Source organism: Paenibacillus piri (genome assembly GCF_004354045.1).
Taxonomy (GTDB): Bacteria; Bacillota; Bacilli; order Paenibacillales; family NBRC-103111; genus Paenibacillus_S; species Paenibacillus_S piri.
The window spans coordinates 167,926-189,852 of sequence record NZ_SMRT01000001.1 but is presented as its reverse complement, the minus strand read 5'-3'; the positions used below and the strand labels follow the sequence as shown (position 1 = coordinate 189,852).

The window sequence follows — 21,927 nt, the reverse complement described above, 5'->3', positions numbered from 1 at the left end:
CCATCTTAGTGAAAAAATCCCCGCCGCGGCAAAGGCCGCGGGCGGGGATTACATTCGATTGCCTGCTATTCGCTTATCGTGCTCGCTCAGCCCAACGTTTCGGCGCGGAGCTTGCGCGCTTCCTCGATTTGATTATAAAAATCGGGGCTCGCGCTGAGCATCCAGTTGCGGTGCAGCACCGCCGTTTCATCCTGCTCCAGCTCGCCGTACGGCCAGCCTTCGCCGATGCCTTCGGCATAATCCTTCATGAGCATCAGAAACGCGTTGCTCCATGCCCGTGCGCCGCGATTGTGCGGCACCAGCGGGTAATACTGGTCATATGCCGAACGAATGACTGCGTGAACAACCTCCTGCAGTACGCCGGGAATGTCGGCCTGCTCCAGCTTCTGCGCGAGCGCTTCCGGCAGCTCCGGCTCGTCGGTCGATGCATGTCCCTCATATTCCTCCTGCGTAACGACACCTTGCTCCTTGGCCATCCACAGCTTCATCCGGTCCAGCGCAGGCTTGTACGACGCGGGAACCGATACGGTCAGCTCCGGCTTCGGATCGTCAAGATTGATCACGAACGACTCGCCCATCTTCGCGATGCGCGCGTTGCCGCGCACGCCGAGCCATCGCAGCGCCAGCAGCGCATGCGTTCTGACCTTGCCGTCCACCTCTTCGCTGCGGCAGACGCGGCGCAGCAGCCGCTCGCTTCGCGGATCGGGCAGCATGCACAGCAGCCGGACTCCCGACAGCACGGTCTCCGGATCGCTCAGCCACACCTGAGCCAAGGCAAAGATCGAATCGACCGATTCCGTCAGCAGCCAATCGAGTTCCATCTTGCGCTCGGCGAACTCCTCGAGGCTGAGCATCCCTTGGCTTTTCAGCTTCTCTTCGCCGTGCTTGGCCACCAAGTCGGCGTAAGCCTGCTCCATATCGTCGGCCATCTTCGCAAACGTCTGCCGCTCCTCGGCATTCGCGCCGAAACGGACGGACATCGCCCGCACCCATTGGCCCAGCGCCTGCGGGCTGTTCTGAAACATCATCAGTGCGAAGGTAACCATATCTTTGTCATAAGGCAGCTGCTGCTGAAGCGCGAATCTCGCCAGTACGGTCTGCGCGTCATATTCTTTACGCATCAGGCTCATCGCCAGCACAAGCCCGTTCCAGGCGTTGCCGTTTAAATTATTTTCAAGAATCGCGCGGTAAAAGCAAAACGCTGACGCTCCGTAAGAATCATTTTGCAAATAATGGCGGCCTAATCCGCCCATATCTTGACTCATTCTCTGCTCAACCCCCGTGTTGATATTAAGTCAAGTATACATCACCGACGCGCTATTCAAAACCTTTTATTTTTTTATGCAGCGTACGGTATTCGTTCGGCGAAACGCCCTCCACCTTTTTGAAAACGCGAAGAAATGTCGTACGGCTGTGGATGCCCACATTTTCTGCAATATCGTTCACCCGCAGCTCCGTTTGCGCCAGCAGCTCCTTCGCTTTTTCGATACGTACCCGATTAATATAGTCGGTTAAATATTCGCCTGTTTTATCTTTGAACACCCGGGATACATATTTGACGGAAACGCCCATCCGATCGGCAATTTGCTCCAGCCCGAGATCCTGCGTGTAATGCTCGCGGATGTACTGCTCGATGAGCGATACGAGGCTGCCCGATTTCTGCCCTTTGCCCGGTTTCGTCAGCTCGATGATCCGGGTGAAAAATTCGCAAATCGCAAGCTCCAGCTCCTTCGTGCCGAGGAACGATTCGTCGAATGCGCGGCTGTCGAACGGAAGCTCGCGTTCCAGCTCCAGCTGCGAGACGCTCAACCCCTTTTCCGCCAAAAACCGGATGCCGGTCACATACATTTCCTTGAACAGCCGAAGCATATGCTCATACGAAATGCTGCGCTGCGCATTGCTCTCCGCAATATCCGCCACAACCTCCCGTACGGCCGGCACGTCGCCCAGCTTCAGGAAGTTCAATATTTTTTGCTCGTCATGGAGCGAATACCGGTAGCTGTTCTCGATCGACATCTGGTTGGAATCGACAATTTGAAACCGCTGCTCTTTATCTCGCTTGCTGACCGCCGTCATCGCCTCGTTATAGGATGCCCCGATATCGTTCGCGTCCGTATAAAACTTGCCGATGCCGATCGTCATATCGTAATACATGCGGATATCGTATTCAAAGATGGCCAGCATTCGCTGGAAAGCCGGATGCAGCAGCCCGGTTTCGTGCGGACCGTCGATATTGATAAGGCAGACGAACACATGCTGCCGATGCTCCAGGATGTAGCAAGGAGCCTGGCTGCCGAGCAAATTCCATACAATCTTTTTAATGCCGTTAATAATCGGACCGCGCTCCGTATCTTGAATATCTTTGTAAAACGCTTCCTTAAAGTCGAAAAATACGGTGCAGCATACAAAGCCCGACCGATTGAAGCCGAAATCGGCCTTCAGCGTCTCGCGCAAAATTTCTTCCTGATTGATCGTATGGCCTTTCAGCAAAAACAACAACGAATACTCCACATACTCGCTCGTCTGCTTATCGTATTTCACTTTGTACTCCTCGCGACTGTGAGACATCCGGTCAATTCCGCGCCGGATCAGCTCGAATTCATTGAAAGCCGCGCCTGCCTCATGCTCATGCTCGCCGCCGGACGCCGGGACGTTCTTCCTCTCGATAATATCCCGGATATTGCGGATCGGATTGTAGATACGGAGGCTGAACATGAACGAAAACAAAATCCCCATCACCATCAGCACCACGCACAGCAGCAGCGTCATCTGCAAAATGCCGACCGTATAATGGTTGAACTCGGCCAACGGCGTAAACGAGTAATAGCTCCATCCGTACGAATCCGACTTCACCTGGGCCGCCGCATACCGTCTGCCGCCCACCTCCAGCTCCTTCGAGCCGTCGCTCCCTTCAAACAAAGCGTTCAAGCGGTCGGCCGTCAACGAGCCGTTCGGGTTCAGGTAACCGTTGGCATCATACAGTGCATTGCTGTTTCCGTCCAACACGATAAATCCGGTCGAGTCGAATACGGCGCCACCCTTCAACGTCTTTTCGATCGTCTGAACGGCGATATTGACGACCATAACGGCGATATGATTGCGGATCCGGTTCGTCATCACGACGGGAATAACCTGCTTGACGTTTACTTTTTCCTGAACGACCCGGCTCGCCGGCAGCAGCTCGATGCTTTTGTCCGAGCTCTGCTTGCTCATCCAGTAGCCGGTGTCGTATTTATCGTATTTATACATGTTGCTGAAAAACGAATCGAAATAATTAACCCCGCCGCTCACATATACATCCTGGTTATCGGTATAAACGAACATGGAGTCGGCAAAATGGCTGATGATGTTTTCATTGCGCAGCAAAATGCGAGGAAGCCGCCACAGCTCGGCTCTAACCTCGAGGCTCTGCATCTCTTTAGGCATAAGGAGCGTCCGCACCGTCTCGTCGTACAACAAGTTGACGCCGGTTTCCTGCGTCGTTTTCAGATACGAATCGACCGTTTTGGCCGCGGATTCCAGGTTCGTGGAAATGCGCTCGTTAAATTCATTTTTCATGATGCGGACAGAATACGCATATTCCGAGACGCCGATAATGACAATCGGAATCAAAAGAGATAGGAAATAGCATAAAATCGTCAGGAACAGCCGGTTTGGCTTGCCGCGCATTCCGCTGATTTGCTTGATCCCTGGCATGTTCATCGCTATTCCTGCCTTCTTTCCGTTTCTATGATATCCGGACGATCTTGACCTGTCCCATCAAACCGTACGGCTGCACGATATAATCGGGGGTGAAAGTATGACCTTCCGATCGGAACGAGCTCCAGCTTGTCGTCGCGGTTCGGCCGCGCGCTTCGTGGAACGGGCCGAACATGTTGCGGGGGCTGCCCATCACTTCGATCTCCAGCCGGTTGACGCCCTCGTTCAAATAAGCAGTCAGATCGACGCCATCCGCCGCCTTCCATGGCACATGTCCCGCCGTTATTCCGTTAACCCGGATTTCAGACGTAACCGCGGACCAGTTGCCGAGCCGCAGAACCGCCTTGCAGCCCGCTTCATGCCGGTGCTCGTATTCCGCATAATAAACGATGCTGCCGTTGTAATGGTAGTAGCCCTGCAGGCACCAGTCGCCCGCACGAAGCGTCTGCGGCTCGGCGATGATCCGACGTTCCGGGCTCACGCCGAAATCGCCCGTCATGTAACAGTCCTCCAGCTCCATCGACTGCCGGTATGCGCAGGACAGCTCCAATTCATTCGTGCCCCGGCGCAATCCGGGCAGCGGTACGCGATCCATCGACCTGTCTACGAACCAGCCTTCGGGAGTAGACTGTACCGGCTGTCCGTTCAAGCGGATAGCGAACTGTTGTGCGCCTTCGAGCACAAGATGAATGCCGGAATCCGGCACATCCTGTACCTCGAAGCTAAGCTTCAGACCGACCGGCGTTCCATCCTGCGGATGCGGCTCGCCGATCCATTTGTAACGCTGGGTAATCCCGTTATAGTAAACTTGGCGCATGCCGAGCGCTTCGCGGATTTCGCGCTGGGCGGCCCAGATTTCCATCTCCCCCGACCATGGCGCGCCGTCGATACGGTAAGCGCAACTGTCCAGCGTGAGCACATTGGGCATCGTACGGCTGAACCGGAATACGGGGCCGAACGCCGCATATATATCTTCATCATCGCCGGCGCTTGACGCCGAAGGCTTTGGCCTCACAGCCGGGGCAGCGATCGCATCCTGGTCGGACGGCTCCGGGCAGATGACATACAGCTTCGAGTCGGCCGGTCCGAAGCAGGCATCAACCTGCAGCAGACCGTCCTCGCGCCAACATTCCACCGGCTGAATGCGGCCGGTCAAGGCATCCCATTGCTCGATGCGTACGGTGCCGGCCGTTTCCAGCCGAATCTGAATCCGGGCATCGACCTGCTTATGCCTATCGTTGTTGACAACGAACAGCGTGTATCCCTTGCCGGTGTCCTTCAGCAGGTACAACAGCTCGGGCGCCTCCGTCGCATAGCGGCTGCGGAGGCTGACGGCGCGCGGCTGCAGCCGTTCGAGCGCGGCGACTAGCCCGTCCGCGCTGCCGACCGCCGTTACGCCGGGATGGGCGTAGAGCTGCGCCGGCTCTTCCGACGGCCGGCCTTCGATCATCGTCGGCGCGGGCGTCATGACGATGGCCCGGCCGCCGGCGTCGAGAAATGCGCGAAGCAGCTCAAGCGTGCTGCGCAGCATCGTACGGACCGGAGGAATGACCACGGTCCGGTAGCCGGCCAGGCGGACGAACAGCTTGCGGCCGCTGACTGTGCCCGTCTCGGCCATAATCGTCTCATCGCCGAGATCGAAATCGTAATGCGCGCCAAGCAGGACGCGCAGCAAATCGTTGAACTCGTAGCCGTAGCGGTCGATGCCGGGAATATCTCTGTCCAAGCCGCGTCTCGCGGCTCCGTACGGGTCCGTGCCGAGCATCGACCAGGCGGTCGACGCCGGATGCAGGACGAGGACGTCCCGGACAGGCGTACCTTCCGTCATCACCGCGCCGATCCGGGCGAAGTAGTCTTCGATCAGCCGGTTATATTTCCACCAGGAGGTCTGGTAATTAAAGACCGGCGGATAATCTCTTTTGCGGCAGCCTTTGAGCGAGTAGAGCGCCAGATGCTGCGATCTCAGGTTGACGCCGAGCACATACTGCCAGTCGCCCATCCATTTTTGCCCTTCAAATGTAAATTCCCAGCCGGTACATCCATAAGTTTCCGAAATGACGAATTTCCGTCCGTATTGATTCGCCACGCTCGTACATTGCTTCACCGTCATATGCTCGTCCGTCTGTTCGCAGAGCATATCGATTCCAGGAACATGCTGATAACGGTAATGAGGCATCACGGCACCGCCAACCCGTGTAGCCACGCCGAGCGCGCTTTCCCACAAGTAATGGCCGGTAAAGGCGAGGCCGTTCTCTTCGCACCAATCGCCCAGCTGCTTCGTGAACGATTCGCAGAACTTGTCCGAAACCGTCCGCCAGAAATCATGCCGGGCCATGGAAGAGAGGCTCCCGTTGAAATATAGGTAAGGAAGTACATCTAGAATATCATAACCGCGCCGCTCCATAAAATAATCCGGCAGCGATAACGTCCACGGCACCCAGCCCCGGCCCGGAGTAAACCTGCAGTGTCGATCATGGACGCCCGGCTCATCGGTGAATATGCCGGTAATGGACCTCCCGAACTGATCGCCCACCTCCGCTTTATACGCTTCGTAGGTCGAGTCGATGAACTTGCGGACGGTATCCGCATTCATACTGTCGGGCGGCGCTTCGCCGTTAAACCATTCGCTCGGTGCGGACACCTCGATCCGGAATACGAGCAGCGCTTCCCCGTCCGGCAGCTCGGCCGACCTCGACGCCGTCAACGGCAGCCTGCAGCAGTCGAGCAGCTCCATGCCGTCGATGCTCGCTTTAAAGACGGCAACGACGCGCCCGTCATCCTCATAGGCGGCGTCTCGGCCGACGACGACTTCAACGGTCAATCCTTTGGAGCGGTATTCGTCGCCAAGCGCAGGCACGCTGCCGCCCGCGGAGCCGGACGGCCAACGGTCCTCGTCATACAACCAGGCTTGCATGCCCAGCTCCCCGGCTTTGGACACGGATTGTTTGACGGCGTCCATCCACGCTTCGCCGAGATAGGGCGTCTCCAGCCCGTCACGGGAATGCATGAAAAAACCGCCCATACCGTGGCGCTTCATATCTTCAATCTGGCGGAGCAGCTCGTCCCGGTCCAAATCGTCGTTCCATGCCCAAAAAGGAACGGACCGGTATTCGGCCGGGGGCTGTTCAAACTGCGTCTTCAATCGGGAATACGATGTCATCGCGATTGCCTCCCTGCTTAGGTAAGTCGTTTTCAAAAACAGCTTCGAACACGCCATGACGGCCCGCGGATCGGCTTATCCGGCTGTGCGGCGGCCCAGACCGCCCGGTAACGAACCGAAAGAGTCTGCAACCGAACGGACCGAGCCGCTCGCTGCCGTCATTGCAAAGCCAGTCCATGGGACGACTCCTAGCTGCCCAGCTCCGCCTCGTTCTCGACTTCCAGACTCCAGCAGACGATCCGTTCCCGCTTCCAGGTGTAGGTCACATAGATGCGGTTGCCGCTGGCGATGACAGCCGGATACGAATATTCCCCCGGTTCGACGGGAATGGTGTAGGAGCGGTATTCCGCCTCCAGCACGAGCAATTCTTCCCAGTTCTCCCCGTTATCCCTGGATACGCTGAGCAAGAGCGGCATGCGCGGCCCTCTGTACATGCCGACCGGATTGTAAGCCAGCACGAGCGATCCATCGTCCATTTTGGCCAAATCGATCCCGCTGTTGTTGTTGGGCAAGTAAGTCCGATAGGCCGGCGACCAGGTTTGACCGGCATCGGTCGAATCGCTGCGATAGATGAAGCCCGCCGTACTGCGCATCAGCATGTGCACATGACCCGGCTTCGATTCCCAAAGCGTAGGCTGAATGAGCCCTTTGCCGCGAATCGGCCGCGGCTGTCCGGCACCGCCTCCCTCCGCATCCATGCCGCGGTTAACCGGCACCAGCGCGCTGCGGGTCCACGTCGCGCCCTCATCGCGGGAAATATCCGCGAAGCAGTCCCACACATCGCCTTCGATCGATGCCGGAGCCAGCCAGGTGCCGTCCTGCAGCACGATCAGCTTGTTTTTGACCGGCCCCCGCCCGCCGATATCGCCCGGCACCAAATCAACCGGCCGGCTCCAGGTAGCGCCGTTGTCATCCGACACGACCACTCTTGTATGCCACGCCGGAATCGGATGGGCGACCTTGTAGTGTAGCACGATTTGGCCGTCGTTCTTGCGGAACAGCACCGGGTTCCAGTGTACGAGCCCTTCCTCGTCCGCGGCTACATACGGCTTCGACCAGACGCCGTTCGTTCTTCTGGAACACCAGATGCCGACATCCGGATTGCCTTCCTTGCTCCCGGCAAAATACGCGACGAGCAAATCCCCGCCCGGAAGCTCCACGATCGTCGATGCGTGGCAGTTATGAAACGGACGATCGTCCTCGAACAAAAATTGTTTGACCTGCTGCTTCAGCTTCATTCCGTCACTCTCCTGTAACTATAATGGGTACACCCTTTATCAGCTATAATCGGTACCGCTCTCTATATTGGCAGGTCAGCGCGTACAGCTGCTCGATCTCGCGGCGGTTCGAATACGTCAGCAGCCGGCTGTCCTTGCTTCTCGTATGCAGACCGATCGGCAATCCTTCCAGACGCAAATAATATTTCGCATTGACCGGATAATACTGGCTTTCGATCACGGAAGACAGGCCCAAAAAATGCTGCAGCTTCTCCGCTTCTACCGGCCGGTCGAGATAATGGCGAGTTAACCAGACGTACAGGTCGGGATGAAAATTGCCCATGATGCCGCTGTAGCCCTCGATGCCGATTTGCAGCGTTTCCAGCAAGGTTGCCGTGTTCGCGTTATACAGCCGCAGCCCCCCGCCCCGGACCGCGTCCAGCTTGCTGCGGATCCGGTCGGTATCGCAGCACGTATCCTTCAAAAACGTAAACCGTCCGGTCGACTCGCACCATCGCAGCAGCTCCGGCGAGAGCAGCCGTTTGTACGGGTACGGGCATTCGTAAATGCCGAACGGCACATCGGGAACGGCCGCAAGCAATTCCTCCGCATGACGCTTCCATACGTCATCGGATTCATCCTGCCTCGCCAGCCGGTTGCTGACCAGCACGACCGCCTGGACGCCGGTTTCCGCCATCGCCCGCAATTCGGTCCGCTGATCCTCAGTCGAGTCGGAAATATGCCCGGAGGCGATGACCTGAACCCTCCCCCTTGCTTTCTCGACGACAAACCGGGCGATCGCGGCCCGTTCCGCAAGCGTTAAATAAAACATTTCGCTGGATTGGCAGACGGCAAAAAGCCCGGCAACCCGGTGACCGATATACCATTCGATCATCCGTTCCAGCGCATTGTAATCCACTTCATTCGAATCGGTGAACGGCGTTACCATCGTAGGCCATACGCCTGTGGCAATCGGTTGAATCCGCATATGTGTACAATACCTCCATTTTCGTCATTCCGTCGGCCGCACAAGCCGCCCCTTGACACTACTCACGACGCTTGCTTCATTATGGCACCGGTTGAGTCCGCATCCGTTTTCGCTGTCTTCGTTCTCATCATTGTGCCGGCCGCCGCCGCAAGCCGGCCCTGCGTGCAGCACGCCGCGCCCGCCTCCGTTCGGTCATGGCACGGCGGTGCGGCCTGCGCTTTTTTCGTGTCCCGATGCACATCGGACGGCGGACGCCGCGGCAACGCTTATTTTTTCTGCTTCAATCTCGCCAAGGCATCGTTGTATATTTTCTCCAGCTCCGCTCCTCCGGTGTCGCGGGCTTTTTTCATCACGGCGTCGTATTCGTCGATTTTTTTCACGCCCATAATAAATTTATCGTATTCCTGCTCCAGCATCGTATTCAGCGGCGCCAATATTTCTTTGACCCGCGCGGCTTCCTCTTTCGTTAAAGGAGGGTCAATGTACGGATCGTGATACGCTTTATCGTCGGCGATCGTTTTCCAATATTCCTCATGCACCGGACTCCAGCTGCCCGTCAGCTTCTCCACCTGCACCTGCGGGTCCATATTGGCAAACCATGGCGTAAAGCTCAGCTTGCCGGAGCCCAGATCGGAGTACATGGCATAGAATGGTGTCGGCTGACCGTCCTTGAACTTCATCACATAGTCGGCATTCAGCTTCGGTTGGCCTTTTTCATCGAGCGTATGATGAACACCTTCAACGCCGTAGCTCATCAGATTCGACGCTTTCTCCGTGTACATCCAATCGAGCAGCTTAATGAGCGTTTCCGGGTCTTTTGCCTTGGAGCTGATCGCGAACATCTTGTCCGTCAACGTCGTTGCGTAAAATTCGGCTCTGGCCTGGCCCGTCTTGTTCGCCGGAGTCGGAATGATCTGGAATTTGCCGTCCGGCACCGCCTTCTGCAGCTGTTTCGTGTAGTCGAGCGCGAACCCGCTGTTGTCGAAAAAGAAAAACGATTTGCCGCTGGTCAGCTTCTCGGTCCACTGCTGCTGCGTAGCGACCGCATAATCTTTGTCCAGCACGCCCATCGAAAACGCTTTATTGAAATAACCGAGCACCTCTTTGAACTGCGGCGTCGCCGGGCCGTACACGTACTGGCCTCCGTTCAAGTCCTTGTCGAAGTAAATGCCGTTGCCGCCGCCCACGCCCGAGCCTAACGGATACGCCATCGTTTTAAACAGCTGATGAATCGGTCCCGAGCCTTTGCGTACGGAGAACGGCGTCGAATCCGGATAAAGCTTTTTCAGCTCGGCCAGTACGGTCAGCAGCTCGTCGAACGTTTTCGGCACAGGCAAATTATGCTTTTGCAGCAGATCGGTACGGATGACCGGGCCGAAGCCGTTTTTCAACTCGTTGCGCCCGATTGCCGGAAAGCCGTACAGCTCCCCGTCCGCCGTCAGCTTCATAATATCCGGGTACTGATCCCAAAACTTTTTGAAATTCGGCATCATGCCTTTATTCATATATTGCAGGAGCGGGAGGAATACGCCGGTGGAGCCAAAATTGTTCACGTCCGACATGTCGATCTGAATGATGTCCGGCAAATTGTTGGTCGCGAGCAGCGTTTTCTTTTTATCGTTATAATTGCTGTTCGGAACGGTTTCGAACTTTAGTTTGATGTTGGTCTGCTTAAAAATTTCCTGCTGTACGAGCGCAAAGTTTTTCACCGGCTGGTTCGGATGCTCCGGAAACGTAACCTTCACTTCCCGCTCCTTCTCCGACAGCTTGCCGGATCCTGCGGCATTAGCCGGAGCATTCCCCGACCCCGAATTTTCGGATGAAGCCGCTTCCTTTCCGCCGGAGCAGGCGGCCAAGCTTGTCGCCGTCATAACGGCGCATAATGATACGGACAATCCCTTTACCCATATTTTGGTCATGTAAAGACCCTCCCTTGTTGTGGTTATAGCCGAAATCCGGAATTGCCGCCCAACCATATTCGCTGTTATCCGCCATGCGGATGGAACGGCTTGCTGAGACTGCAGATAAACGGCGGGATCAGGCAGTGATATGACTTCGAAGCTCAAACACGTTTTGGTGCCTTGATTTCACATCGATAGTACCTCGCTCGCGGTTAACCTCCCAGACATTCCCCCTTCGATCGACTTGCCGAACTTGACCGCCTCACCGCCGCACTCCGGATATTATCCCTTGAGCGCCCCGATCATCGCCCCTTTGACAAAATACTTTTGCAAATACGGGTACACGACCAGGATCGGCAGCACGGTAATAATGATGACGGCAAATTTGTAATTGGTCGCAACGACCCGGAAATTCGACGACGCGCTGCCGATATCTGCGGTCTGGTCGGCAAATTCGCCGGCTATAACGATATTGCGAAGCAGCACCTGAACCGGAAACTTATCGCTGTCGTTCAAGTAAATGAGCGCCGGGAAAAAGCTGTTCCAATGATGCACCGCATAAAACAGCACCATCGTCGCCATGACCGGCAGCGATAACGGAATAATGATTTTCAACAGCACCTGAATTTCATGGGCCCCGTCCAAATAAGCCGATTCCTGCAAGGCCATCGGGATGCCCTCGAAGTACGTTTTCATAATAATCATATTGAACGTGCTGATGGCCGGAGGGAGCACAAGCGCCCACATCGTATCGATCAGCCCGAGCTTCTGCACGACCAAATATAACGGGATCAGCCCTCCGCTAATAAACATCGTTAACGCTACCATAAAAATAAACACGTTTCGGCCGTAAAAATCTTTTCTCGACAGCGGATAAGCGCAGAGGGCCGTCATGATCACGTTAATCGTCGTGCCTGCCGTCGTATACAGCAGCGTGTTGCCGTAAGCCTGCCACATATGCGGATTTTTGAACACGACCTTGTAAGCGTCGAACGTGATGTCCAGCGGAATCCACTTGACTACGCCCCGCGTCACGAGATTGCCGTCGCTGATCGAGACGATAAAGATATAGTAAATCGGATACAAAGTGACAAATACCAGCAGCATTAAAATCAAAATATTGATGTTGTCAAAAATTTTCGAGCCGAGCGACGTATGCTTGTTCATCGCGCTGCAACCTCCTTTTAGCCTACCATAGCCCGGTTTCGCTTATTTTTTTGGAAAGCCGGTTCGCCGATACGAGTAAAATCAACCCGATCACCGCCTGGAACAGCTCGACAGCGGTCGCGTAACTGAAATCGCTGCCCAGAAGTCCTCTGCGATATACGTAGGTAGAGATGACGTCGGCCGTTTCATACGTCGAACCATTGTACAGCAAAATAATTTTCTCGTAGCCGATCGACATCAGCTTCCCGATATTCAAAATGAGCATAATCGAGATCGTCGGCGCGATCCCGGGCAGTGTAATGCTCAGCAGCTGCTGCCACCGGTTGGCGCCGTCGATTTTGGCGGCATCGTATAATTCCTCATCGACCGACGTCAGCGCAGCCAAATAAATGATCGAGCCCCAGCCGACGCTCTGCCAAATGCCCGAGGAGATAAAGATCGTCCGGAACCATTCCGGCTTCATCAGAAAATGAATCGGTGTACCCCCGAGCCATACAACGAGCTGGTTGATCAAGCCGTCCGTCGTCAGGAAGTTGACGATCATGCCGCATACGACGACGGTCGATATGAAATGGGGCAAATAGCTGACGCTTTGCGCAAATTTTTTCAGCCGTTGGCTTTTTAATTCGTTCAGCAGCAAAGCCAGAATGATCGGCGCCGGAAACGCCCAAAACAGCTCATACACATTAATAAGCAGCGTGTTTCGCACCAGCTTCCAGAAGTAGGGGTCAACCAAAAATTTTTTGAAGTTGACGAAGCCGACCCATGGGCTGGCGGTAATGCCCCGAACGATGTTGTAGTCCTTGAAAGCAATGATGATACCGTACATCGGCCAATAATGAAATAGCACATAGTAGCAAAAGGGCAGAAAAAAAATGATATACAGGTAGCGGCTCCGCTTCAAATTACGCAGAACAGGGTGCGCCTTGTTTCGCGGAATGCCGGCCGCCTGCTGCACATTGGACTGATGGATAGGAATCCCTCCCGGATGACTAGTGTTTGCGATTGCTCCCATACTTCTCGGTACGTCGCAACCGCTTCCGTAGTTCTCATTATAGAGAATCGTTTTTCCGGTTGAAAAGCACCGATACGGATATCCATGATGCAGATTTCGCACAAAATGGCCGTTGATTCATATTTCCCAGCGGATGCATTTATCGCACAAACAGCCCGCAACGCCAGTCAGGACGCGGGTTTGTGAGGTGTGCCCGGCAGCGCTGCGGAGTCTTGATGTGCAGACCCATACGTCGGTGCGCGGTGAGGGACGGGTGTGGGGTTCCAGTCGTTGTTGAAGCCGTGTTCCTTGGATTAGACTAGGCGGCAGGAACGCGGCTTCAAAGGCGGCTTGTAAACTTTCCAACCCACATCCATTCCCTCAAGCAACGAAAAAAACCTCTTTGCAAAGCAAGCCTGCATCGGCAGACTGGCATTGAAGAGGCTTCATCCGGTTCTATGATCGGACGGTTAAGGAGACAAAACCAGATCGCGGGGCAGCGGCGCAATCAAGCTGTCAGGTTCTAACGTCTTCAGGACATTGGCATCCGGTTCATACTTGGTTATTTTTTGTGCGACGGCTTCACCACGGCATACCAAAAAATGGTAGTAGGCAAAATTGACGTCTCCGGTCGATTTGTACACGTAATCAAACCAGCCATAGCAGCCCATCGAGTCGGCATGCGTCGTCCCGGCGCTAACCGTGAGCGCCCCGCCGAACAGCAGACTGACCGCCAGCGTCAGCCTGACGGCGCTGTTAGCAAACAGTTTTTTCACCATTTGTTCCTCCTGACCTTGTATAGGAATATACAAATTGTACCAAATTTTATATATATCCCTAGATTCGAAAGGACTAGTCCGCGCCCCGAATACGCAAAATGATTCCTTATACCTAAAACCAACGATTTTTACAATAAATACAGAAATTATACAGCTTCATACACCTGCTCATACTGTTCTTTCCCAATGCTTCCTAATCTCATTGTCGAATGATGTTCTTTTACAGAAAATATAGAGCCCATTTCTCAACTGCCCCCGCGAATCCGCTCGAGATACGGCCGCGTAGCTTCCATATCCGGCGCCCGCCCGGCGCAGAGGAGCGCCAGCCTGAACAGCCCCGCCAGCGTCTCCATCCGCTGATTGCCGGGCTCCGGCAAGATGCCGAACCGGTCCCCGACGAACCGGATGAGCGGCGGACTTTTTCTCGACACGCCGCCGGATACGATGATTTTACGAACGGGCGGCTGCCCGGCATTCACTTTCATGTAGGCGTCATAGTAACGTTCCGCCATCTGACGGTAGCAGTGAAGAAACATCTTGCCGATATGAAGCTCGGAAGGGGTAACCAGATGGACGCTGTTGCGCCCGGCCGGTTCATGTCCGTGTCCGTCAGGCTGCGGCTGCCATCCGGACGCCAAAGCTTCGGCGGTTTGCTGGCCGATACGGTCCCATAGCGCAGCATCGCCCATGTCCGAATGAAACACCGACCGTCCCAAATCGCGCAACCAGTCAAACAGCAGCTGGAGGTCTTTGCCGGAAGGCAGGTCCGTGATTGTAAGCAGGAAGTCGTCCTCAAAAAAGGGCCGCGTCTGAAAAGGGCCGAAGATTAAGCCGGACGCTACCCGACTGACCTGCGCGCCCGTGCCTACATTGATCGACAGTTCGTCCGTTCTGCCTAGTCCCAAGCCTAAAATCGCCGCCTGCTGGTCGCCTGTCGCCGGATAGACCGGGATGCGCATCGGGCCGCAAGTATACGTTCCGCAGCATTCATTTTCGCGGACGATGGCGGGAAACCGAATAAACGACAAGCCCAACGATTCGATCAGGTGACGGTTCCAATCGCCCGCGGCAAGATCGACCAGCCCCGTCGCGGCCGCATTGGTCAAATGACATTTATGTGCTCCTTCGGTCAAGGCATCGACGATATAATCACCCAGCGTATGAAACCGGTACGTTCGCCGCGGATCGATAACACCTTGGCGAAGCAGGGTGTAGAGGGAGTACGCCGCATGACCGGGATCGGGCCGCATCCCGCTATTAAGGATGGCATCTTCGCCAATCCGCAGCGCGGCATCCTCCATATAGGTGATCGAGCCTCCCGGGATGGTCCCGATCGCTCGCGTATCCTGCCATGAAACAAAGGGCGTTGCCGGGTTTCCCGCTCCATCCGTCAGCACGAATCCGTGCATCTGATTCGTTATGACGATCCCGTCCAGCCGGCCCGCCGCCTCGATGTAGCCGCCGATCATCGCACGTACGCTGTCCAGCCAAAGGGCCGCATCCGTTTCCTTGATCCGGGGATCGGCATGCTTCAGCAGCGGAGGAGCCTTAAATTCCCGAACATCTGCAATATGTAAGCCCGACAAATCAAGCAGCGCAAACTTCAAAAAACTCGAACCCATATCAATACCAAGAAAATTCATCGGACCGGATCACCCTTTATGTCTTAATTGCCGCTCCGGATCGCCCTGGAGAGAAAGACTTGTCTGCCCACCGTCATGCCGCTGCTTTATCGCAGCACTATTCCAACTTATCAGTTGATTATCATTATATCAGTTTATTTCAGAAGGCTGTAGGATATTGTAAATCGGGTAAATTGCGTGCAGCTCCCAGCGCATTGCGGCGCTGCGCGACGGCGGTCGGCCACAGCCCAAAAAAGCTTTTAGCCGTAAGGTCCGACTAACCCGATCAATCCTCATGCTTTGCCGTACGGCATAACGTTTTTCCGGGTCTAACATAAAGGGCTTCTGCCGCTTTTTCCTGCTCCGGCATACCGGATTTCCGCGAAGTCCCGGTTTCGCTGCCGGCAACGGTCAAGAACGGATCAGATGTTTGGCTACGAACCATAAATTTGCCGGCCGCTCCGCGATACGCCGGGTGAAATAGGGGTACCACTCGCGTCCGAACGGTGTATAAACGCGAACCAAGTATCCGGCACGTGCCAAATCCCGCTGCAAATCCCCGGCAATCCCGTACAGCATCTGAAATTCAAACTTGTCGCGGGAAATGCCTGCCTGGCGGACAAATGAAAGAACTTGCTCGATCAGCTCAGGATCGTGAGTCGCCACGGCTGCATAACCGCCACGGCTCAAATGCCCCTCTACCATCCGCATATAGGCCGCATCCACCTCGCGTTTATCGGGATAAGCGAGCTCCGGCGGTTCCCGGTATGCGCCTTTCACAATTCGCAGGTTCGTGCCTCCGACCCCAAGCTGTTCGGCATCCCGTTCGCTTCGATACAAGTAGGATTGCAGGACAAGTCCAACCCGCTTGGCGCCATAACGCCACAATAGCGACCGGAATATGTCGATCGTCGGTTGAGTGACCGAGGAATCCTCCATGTCGATCCGCACAAAATTACGGCATGCGGCGGCTTCGTTGACGATCCGCTCCATATGACGGAGGCAGAGGGCGGGGTCGAGCTTCAGCCCAAGCTGAGTCAGCTTGACGGATACGTTCGCCTTTAGCTTGCGCCGATCGATGGCGGGAAACAAACCGCCGATCATTGCGGCCATCTCCTCCGCCTGCTCCGCGTCCAGCACGTTCTCGCCCAGAAAGTCCAGCGTAACGTGCAGGCCTTCATCGTTCAGGCCCTGCACCTTATCCAGCGTTTCCGGCAGCGTCTCAGCCGCGATAAAACGGCCGACGCCGCATTTCATCCCGTAGGCTGTAAATAGCCGGCGTAGCGGAGCGAATTCCGCAACAGTCAGAATCGATTTGCGAAGCAGCCTTCCTCCCACGCATCCCACCCCCTGAAAGGTTCCATCCTGATAAAACGTTCGCAGGCTCAACCCGCAATTGCAGTGCCCAAGTAACGTTCCATTCGCTCGCACTGCTTTAGAAGCGATCCGCTAGAGCCGTTCCGACGTCAGCTTGGGCTGAGTGAACAGCAGCAGGTAATCGGGGCCGCCGGCCTTTGAATCCGTGCCCGACATGTTGAAGCCGCCGAAAGGATGGACGCCGACGATCGCTCCCGTGCATTTGCGGTTAATATACAGATTACCGACGGCAAAAGCTTGCCGGGCGCGCTCGATATGGACCCGGCTGCGGGTATAGACGGAGCCGGTCAGCCCGTAATCGGAGTCGTTAGCGATACGAAGCGCATGCTCAAAATCATGCGCCTTGGCAACCGCAAGCACCGGGCCGAATATTTCCTCCTGCATAATTCGCGAGCCCGGATCGGCATCCGCCACGACCGTCGGCCGGATGTACCAGCCGTCGCCCTCAGCCGGACCGCCTCCGGCGGTAATACGGCCTTCGGTCCGGGCGATGTCGATATAGCCGCCAATGGAATCATAAGCGCTCTGATTGATAACAGGCCCCGTGCTGCATGTGAAATCCTGCACATTCCCTACTTTCAGTCCATCGGCCAATTCCGAACACCGTTCCAGCACGGCGTCGTACACATCGCTGTGTACGATGGCGCGCGAGCAGGCCGAGCACTTTTGGCCCGAGAAGCCGAAAGCCGATGTCACAATGCCCTGCGCCGCCTGCTCCAAATCGGCATCGCGGTCGACGATAATCGCATCCTTGCCGCCGAGCTCGCCGACAAACCGTTTCAGCCAACGTTGACCTGGAGCCATACGGGAGGACAGCTCATGCAAATACAAGCCAACCTCCTTCGAACCGGTGAAGCTGATGAACCGGGTCAAAGGATGAGCGGCCAAATAGTCGCCGATCTCCCGCCCGCTGCCGGGCACCAGCTGCACCGCCTCGGCCGGAATGCCGGCCTGAATCAGCAGTTCAACGAATTTCACCGCGATGACGGGCGTCAGGCTGGACGGCTTCACAATTACCGTATTGCCGGCAACGAGCGCAGCCGTCGTCATCCCCGCCAGAATCGCCAGCGGGAAGTTCCACGGCGCGATCACAATGCCGACGCCAAGCCCCAGGTAATCCAGCCGGTTTCGCTCTCCGGACATCCCGGTCAGCTCCCGTTCGCCCCTTTGTGCGAGCTGCAGCATCTGCCTGCCGTAATACTCCAGGAAATCGATCGCTTCCGCCGTTTCCACATCGGCCTCGACCCGCACCTTGCCCGCTTCCACCATCAGCCAGGCGGAAAATTCGTGCTTCCGCCGGCGCAGCTCGGCCGCAGCCCGGAACAAACAATCGGCGCGGGTTTCCGTGCTTACCGCCGACCATGCAGGAAATGCGGCATGCGCCGTCTGTATCGCCTGCTCGGCAAGGGGAGTATCGGCCATCAGCACAGTCCCGACGACCTGCTTGTAGTCGGACGGATTTACCGATACTATGCGCCGTTTCGTTTCTATCGTCTTGCCGCCGATCATCAGCGGATAATCCTCGCCCAGCTGCAGGTTCACCCGCTTCAACGCTTCCTGAAGCCGACTCTCCTCCGCCGCAGCGCTAAAATCGGTAAAAGCTTCCGGACGATAGGGCATCATCATGTCATTGGACTCCTTTCAGTCAGTACGAATTCCACCCGGTCCGCCGCCCAATCGATTTCATCTTTCATAATCGTAAGCGGGGGTGCAATCCGAATCGTATTGATATGGGTTTCTTTGCACAGAAGACCAAGCTCCAGCAGGCGATGGCAATAAGGTCTCGCCTCCACGTCCAGCGGCACCGTACTGCTCAGCCTGCCGGATCATCGATTCGGAACGATTGGCACCGTCCAAATGGATCGCCTCCTTTTTCTCCCGACAGCCCCTTACAGCATCATCTCATCCGCCTCTTCTTCCAGCTTGAGAAATTGCTGCCCATTTGTAAAAGTTAGGTTAAGTTTGCGGACGTTTCATTCGTTTAAGTGAAAAGACTGAAATTTCTGACTTATACCTCCATCATATGCCGCCCGGTCCGGGTCCGTTCATTGTACGGCATCTGCAAAGCAAAGAACCGGTTGCCGCCGCAGCAGAACCGGTTTCCATCAGCTTCATCGCGCTATCCGATTATTTGTGAAACGACTGCCAAAACTCCCCCTGTACCGCGATCAGGCTCATAATTTCCGTGAACGGAATCGTAAATGTCGGGAACCCGGCCACATACGGCGCGATCTCGTACGGATAAAAATACAGATGCAGCGCATGATCGGTAACGTAAAAAGGCTGGTTCGGCTTGATCCCTTTATAGCTGCCGGGGAAAACATAGCTGTACTGCGGGTCCTCCTTGATCTGCCTGCCGACGATATCGCTTAGCACCTGGACATAATTGCTTCCCGGCCTGAATAAATCGTTCAGCGTATACGTATGGCCATTCGCAACATTTACATGGACGTGCATCTTGCCCGGCATGCCGTGGGCGGCCCCGAACGGAAAGTTGTACGAATTCAGCTCCAGTACGAGCAGATCCTGCTTGAAGAAGGCGACCTCGAAATCGCCGCTGTACGAAGAGTCGAGCTGCGTGTCGGCCGGTACCGGCTTGACGTTCGACTTCTCCTTAAGCAGCTCGTTCACCCTCTGCTGTGCAGCCTTATCGAGCATTCCTTCCAGCTGCGGATAATAAACGAGGTAATCCCGGTTCGGCTTATATTTGATTTCCTTCACTTTGTACGTAAGTCTGAGCGGTATAACGGTATTTTGCTGCCAAACGATGCGCCCGGCACGATTGAGGTACGTAAGCCGCTGATCGATATTGGCTTGTATCAGCGGATTTTGCCAGATCAAGGTGCCGCTGCCCTCGACCTTTGGAAATCCGTATGCCGCTTTCCCGCTGCGGTCGATGAAATACGTCTGCTTCCCGTCCGTTACGGAGGCAAGCCCCTTCCGGAAATCCGATACGTCGCGGTACACGAAATCGCTCAGCAGCTGTCCGTTCGTATCCGCTATAGCAAATATGGAACCCATATAAGGCTTGTCGGCATGAATCGCCTTGCCCAGCGCCAGCCGTTGTTCGCCCAGAATCCGGATTTCATTATAGGACGGTTGGATGATGTAGCCGCCTTGTTTGTCGATCAGACCATAAGTCGCTTTATAACCCTCCGCCGTATTCACGACCGCACGGCCATCCTGAAACGGCAGCGCATCGGTAAAAGCGGGCTGAATGACGACGGTTCCTTTTTCATCGATATAGCCGTATTTGCCCTGCGCTTTTTCCTGGAAAGACAGGAGGCCGTCGCCAAGCGGACCGACACTTGCAAAAGGATATACGGCCAGCCGGGCGCCGTCCAGTCCGATCAGCGCGTATTCGTTGTCCTTTATTTTCACGACCGCCTTGTTCCGGTCAAAATCGCCCGCTTCCACAAATTGCGGCGCTATCGCTTCGCTGCCCTGCAAATCCAAATAGCCGTACCGGCTCTGCCCGCCGGACTGGATCGAAAAGACCGCGCGCCCGTTTTTGTAGGAACCGATGTACCCATACGCTTTGCGCGTCACGAACCGTCCTTTTTCATCAATTACCCGGAAGCCTCGATTGTCGATAACGACGGCGCGCCCTTCCGAAAACGGGCTGATCGAATTATAAACCGGTTTCGCCACATACTGTCCGGACGCATTAATCAAACCGTTATGCCCGTGTGCCTGCACTACCGCAAGGCCGTTTGTTTGAAAGTCGAACGCATACTCATATTGAGGTCGAAGCGCCATTGCGCCTTTGCTGTCGATAAAGCCCCACCTGATCCCGCTCGTCGTTTTGACCGATGCCGGAAACAGCGATACGGCCCGCGGCATGTCCTTGAGCATTTCCGGATTTACGACAGCGCTTATCGCCTCGTTCGAGCTCATGTTGATCTGCGCGTCCAGATCGGCGAACGGGTCGGCGTGCAGATTAGCGTTCAGATTGGCAAATGGATTTGTTGGCATATTGGTATACAAATTGTTATACGTATTCATATACATATTTGCATACGGATTCGTATACATATTGGTATACACACTGGTGTAAGGACTGTCGGGTGGATGGGAAGCCAATTCCATGAACGGAACGGAATTCGGAACGGCGTTCAAAACACTGTTCGGATTGCTGTCCACACCGGTCTCCCGCTCCGCGGATGTGTCCGCCTCCAAGCCCGCGGTCGCGCGGGCCGACGGAAGCTGCGCCTCCAGCTCCTGCCACTGCGCCTCGGTCGGGTAAGGCTTGTTTAAGCTTCTTCCCTTTCGGATCGAGGCGGCCGCTTGCTGCTGCATGCCGGATTTGAGCTGGGCGTCGGCCAAATAATACCAATAAAAGGCGTAATCCGGATGCTGACGTACCTGCTGCTCGTAATAACGGACAGCCTTCGGAAAATAATATGCGTACGCATCGGGAGCAGGAACGAATGCACCGTTGCGCCATATGACCACCTGTACCCTGTAAGCTTCCCCCGTATCATGCTGCCATAGCGCGATTTCCGCCTGGCCCTGTCCTGCGGCACCGGGCATATCTTCGACCTCGATGTAGCTGAAATTCGTCTCCGGCGGCGCGACGTCCCGCAACCCATTGTTCGTTAATTCATATATGGACAGTGTCGACCAGATGGAGCCGACCTGCCAGCCGACGACCAGATTCAATCCGCGCTTGCCTGTGATTGGCGCTGCGATCAATAAACTGACCCGGTAGCCCGGTCCTTTCACATTCGCTACCGGCTCCCAGCGATTCCCGCTATGCTTCAGCATGATCAAATACAGGGCTCCTTGCAGTCGATACACCGCAGCGATTTCAATATACCCGTCCCCATCCAGATCAGCCGCATAAACCGCCGGTTGAGGAATAGGCTGATCCAGCACCGCCAGCTCCGCGCCTTGCGGCAAATAATTGCGGACCAGCTGGATTATCCGCGATTGATTGGCAATCATTCCTGCACCCCCCTTTAAAGAGTCGCCTCTATCATATTAGGGACGGGACGATTTTATGCCAATCTCTCGCCTTAAA

General features: G+C 55.6%; 15 protein-coding genes. All 15 read right to left on the bottom strand.

Features of this window, described 5'->3' with window-relative positions; translation table 11 throughout:
- Positions 1-86: 86 nt before the first annotated feature.
- The 15 genes from E1757_RS00790 to E1757_RS00720 all read right to left on the bottom strand — a co-directional run bounded on the left by E1757_RS00790 (position 87) and on the right by E1757_RS00720 (position 21,851).
- Entirely contained in the window at positions 87-1,265 is a 1,179-nt protein-coding gene (locus E1757_RS00790; protein WP_133224922.1) for a HEAT repeat domain-containing protein, read from the bottom strand.
- Positions 1,266-1,317: 52 nt separating this feature from the next.
- Complete coding sequence (locus E1757_RS00785) at positions 1,318-3,702, bottom strand: helix-turn-helix domain-containing protein (RefSeq protein ID WP_133224921.1); 2,385 nt, start codon at positions 3,700-3,702, stop codon at positions 1,318-1,320.
- Between the two features lie 25 nt (positions 3,703-3,727).
- Entirely contained in the window at positions 3,728-6,859 is a 3,132-nt protein-coding gene (locus E1757_RS00780) for a glycosyl hydrolase (RefSeq protein WP_133224920.1), read from the bottom strand.
- A 188-nt stretch (positions 6,860-7,047) separates the two neighbouring features.
- Positions 7,048-8,097, bottom strand: coding sequence for a sialidase family protein (locus E1757_RS00775; protein WP_133224919.1), 1,050 nt, complete (start codon positions 8,095-8,097; stop codon positions 7,048-7,050).
- Between the two features lie 43 nt (positions 8,098-8,140).
- Positions 8,141-9,064, bottom strand: coding sequence for a dihydrodipicolinate synthase family protein (locus tag E1757_RS00770; protein ID WP_133224918.1), 924 nt, complete (start codon positions 9,062-9,064; stop codon positions 8,141-8,143).
- Positions 9,065-9,126: 62 nt separating this feature from the next.
- Positions 9,127-9,327 (bottom strand): hypothetical protein, encoded by a 201-nt coding sequence (locus tag E1757_RS00765; RefSeq protein WP_133224917.1) that lies wholly within the window; start codon positions 9,325-9,327, stop codon positions 9,127-9,129.
- A 3-nt stretch (positions 9,328-9,330) separates the two neighbouring features.
- Positions 9,331-10,983, bottom strand: a complete 1,653-nt coding sequence (locus E1757_RS00760; protein ID WP_165971895.1) for an extracellular solute-binding protein — start codon at positions 10,981-10,983, stop codon at positions 9,331-9,333.
- 264 nt (positions 10,984-11,247) lie between these two features.
- Positions 11,248-12,132 (bottom strand): carbohydrate ABC transporter permease, encoded by an 885-nt coding sequence (locus tag E1757_RS00755; RefSeq protein ID WP_133224915.1) that lies wholly within the window; start codon positions 12,130-12,132, stop codon positions 11,248-11,250.
- Between the two features lie 22 nt (positions 12,133-12,154).
- A complete protein-coding gene (locus E1757_RS00750) occupies positions 12,155-13,147 on the bottom strand; it encodes an ABC transporter permease (RefSeq protein ID WP_133224914.1) in 993 nt (330 codons plus the stop codon).
- Positions 13,148-13,596: 449 nt separating this feature from the next.
- The gene (locus E1757_RS00745) at positions 13,597-13,905 is read right to left on the bottom strand and encodes a hypothetical protein (RefSeq protein WP_133224913.1); all 309 of its coding nucleotides are present in this window, start codon (positions 13,903-13,905) and stop codon (positions 13,597-13,599) included.
- A 245-nt stretch (positions 13,906-14,150) separates the two neighbouring features.
- Positions 14,151-15,548, bottom strand: coding sequence for a sedoheptulokinase (locus E1757_RS00740; protein WP_133224912.1), 1,398 nt, complete (start codon positions 15,546-15,548; stop codon positions 14,151-14,153).
- A 390-nt stretch (positions 15,549-15,938) separates the two neighbouring features.
- Positions 15,939-16,865 (bottom strand): proline dehydrogenase family protein, encoded by a 927-nt coding sequence (locus tag E1757_RS00735; protein WP_246078959.1) that lies wholly within the window; start codon positions 16,863-16,865, stop codon positions 15,939-15,941.
- A 111-nt stretch (positions 16,866-16,976) separates the two neighbouring features.
- Positions 16,977-18,530 (bottom strand): L-glutamate gamma-semialdehyde dehydrogenase, encoded by a 1,554-nt coding sequence (pruA, locus tag E1757_RS00730; protein ID WP_133224911.1) that lies wholly within the window; start codon positions 18,528-18,530, stop codon positions 16,977-16,979.
- A complete protein-coding gene (locus E1757_RS00725; protein WP_220446473.1) occupies positions 18,527-18,709 on the bottom strand; it encodes a hypothetical protein in 183 nt (60 codons plus the stop codon). The genes pruA and E1757_RS00725 overlap by 4 nt, the downstream gene beginning before the upstream one ends.
- A 322-nt stretch (positions 18,710-19,031) precedes the next feature.
- Positions 19,032-21,851: a WG repeat-containing protein gene (locus E1757_RS00720; protein WP_246078958.1), complete on the bottom strand. Its 2,820-nt coding sequence runs from the start codon at positions 21,849-21,851 to the stop codon at positions 19,032-19,034.
- Between the last annotated feature and the right edge of the window lie 76 nt (positions 21,852-21,927).

Coding starts and splice junctions, on each gene's coding strand:
- E1757_RS00785 (WP_133224921.1), bottom strand. CDS start 3,702: ATGAACATGCCAGGGATCAAGCAAATCAGCGGAATGCGCGGCAAGCCA.
- E1757_RS00750 (WP_133224914.1), bottom strand. CDS start 13,147: ATGGGAGCAATCGCAAACACTAGTCATCCGGGAGGGATTCCTATCCAT.
- E1757_RS00740 (WP_133224912.1), bottom strand. CDS start 15,548: ATGAATTTTCTTGGTATTGATATGGGTTCGAGTTTTTTGAAGTTTGCG.
- E1757_RS00760 (WP_165971895.1), bottom strand. CDS start 10,983: ATGACCAAAATATGGGTAAAGGGATTGTCCGTATCATTATGCGCCGTT.
- E1757_RS00745 (WP_133224913.1), bottom strand. CDS start 13,905: ATGGTGAAAAAACTGTTTGCTAACAGCGCCGTCAGGCTGACGCTGGCG.
- E1757_RS00770 (WP_133224918.1), bottom strand. CDS start 9,064: ATGCGGATTCAACCGATTGCCACAGGCGTATGGCCTACGATGGTAACG.
- E1757_RS00755 (WP_133224915.1), bottom strand. CDS start 12,132: ATGAACAAGCATACGTCGCTCGGCTCGAAAATTTTTGACAACATCAAT.
- E1757_RS00780 (WP_133224920.1), bottom strand. CDS start 6,859: ATGACATCGTATTCCCGATTGAAGACGCAGTTTGAACAGCCCCCGGCC.
- E1757_RS00790 (WP_133224922.1), bottom strand. CDS start 1,265: ATGAGTCAAGATATGGGCGGATTAGGCCGCCATTATTTGCAAAATGAT.
- E1757_RS00775 (WP_133224919.1), bottom strand. CDS start 8,097: ATGAAGCTGAAGCAGCAGGTCAAACAATTTTTGTTCGAGGACGATCGT.
- E1757_RS00720 (WP_246078958.1), bottom strand. CDS start 21,851: ATGATTGCCAATCAATCGCGGATAATCCAGCTGGTCCGCAATTATTTG.
- pruA (WP_133224911.1), bottom strand. CDS start 18,530: ATGATGATGCCCTATCGTCCGGAAGCTTTTACCGATTTTAGCGCTGCG.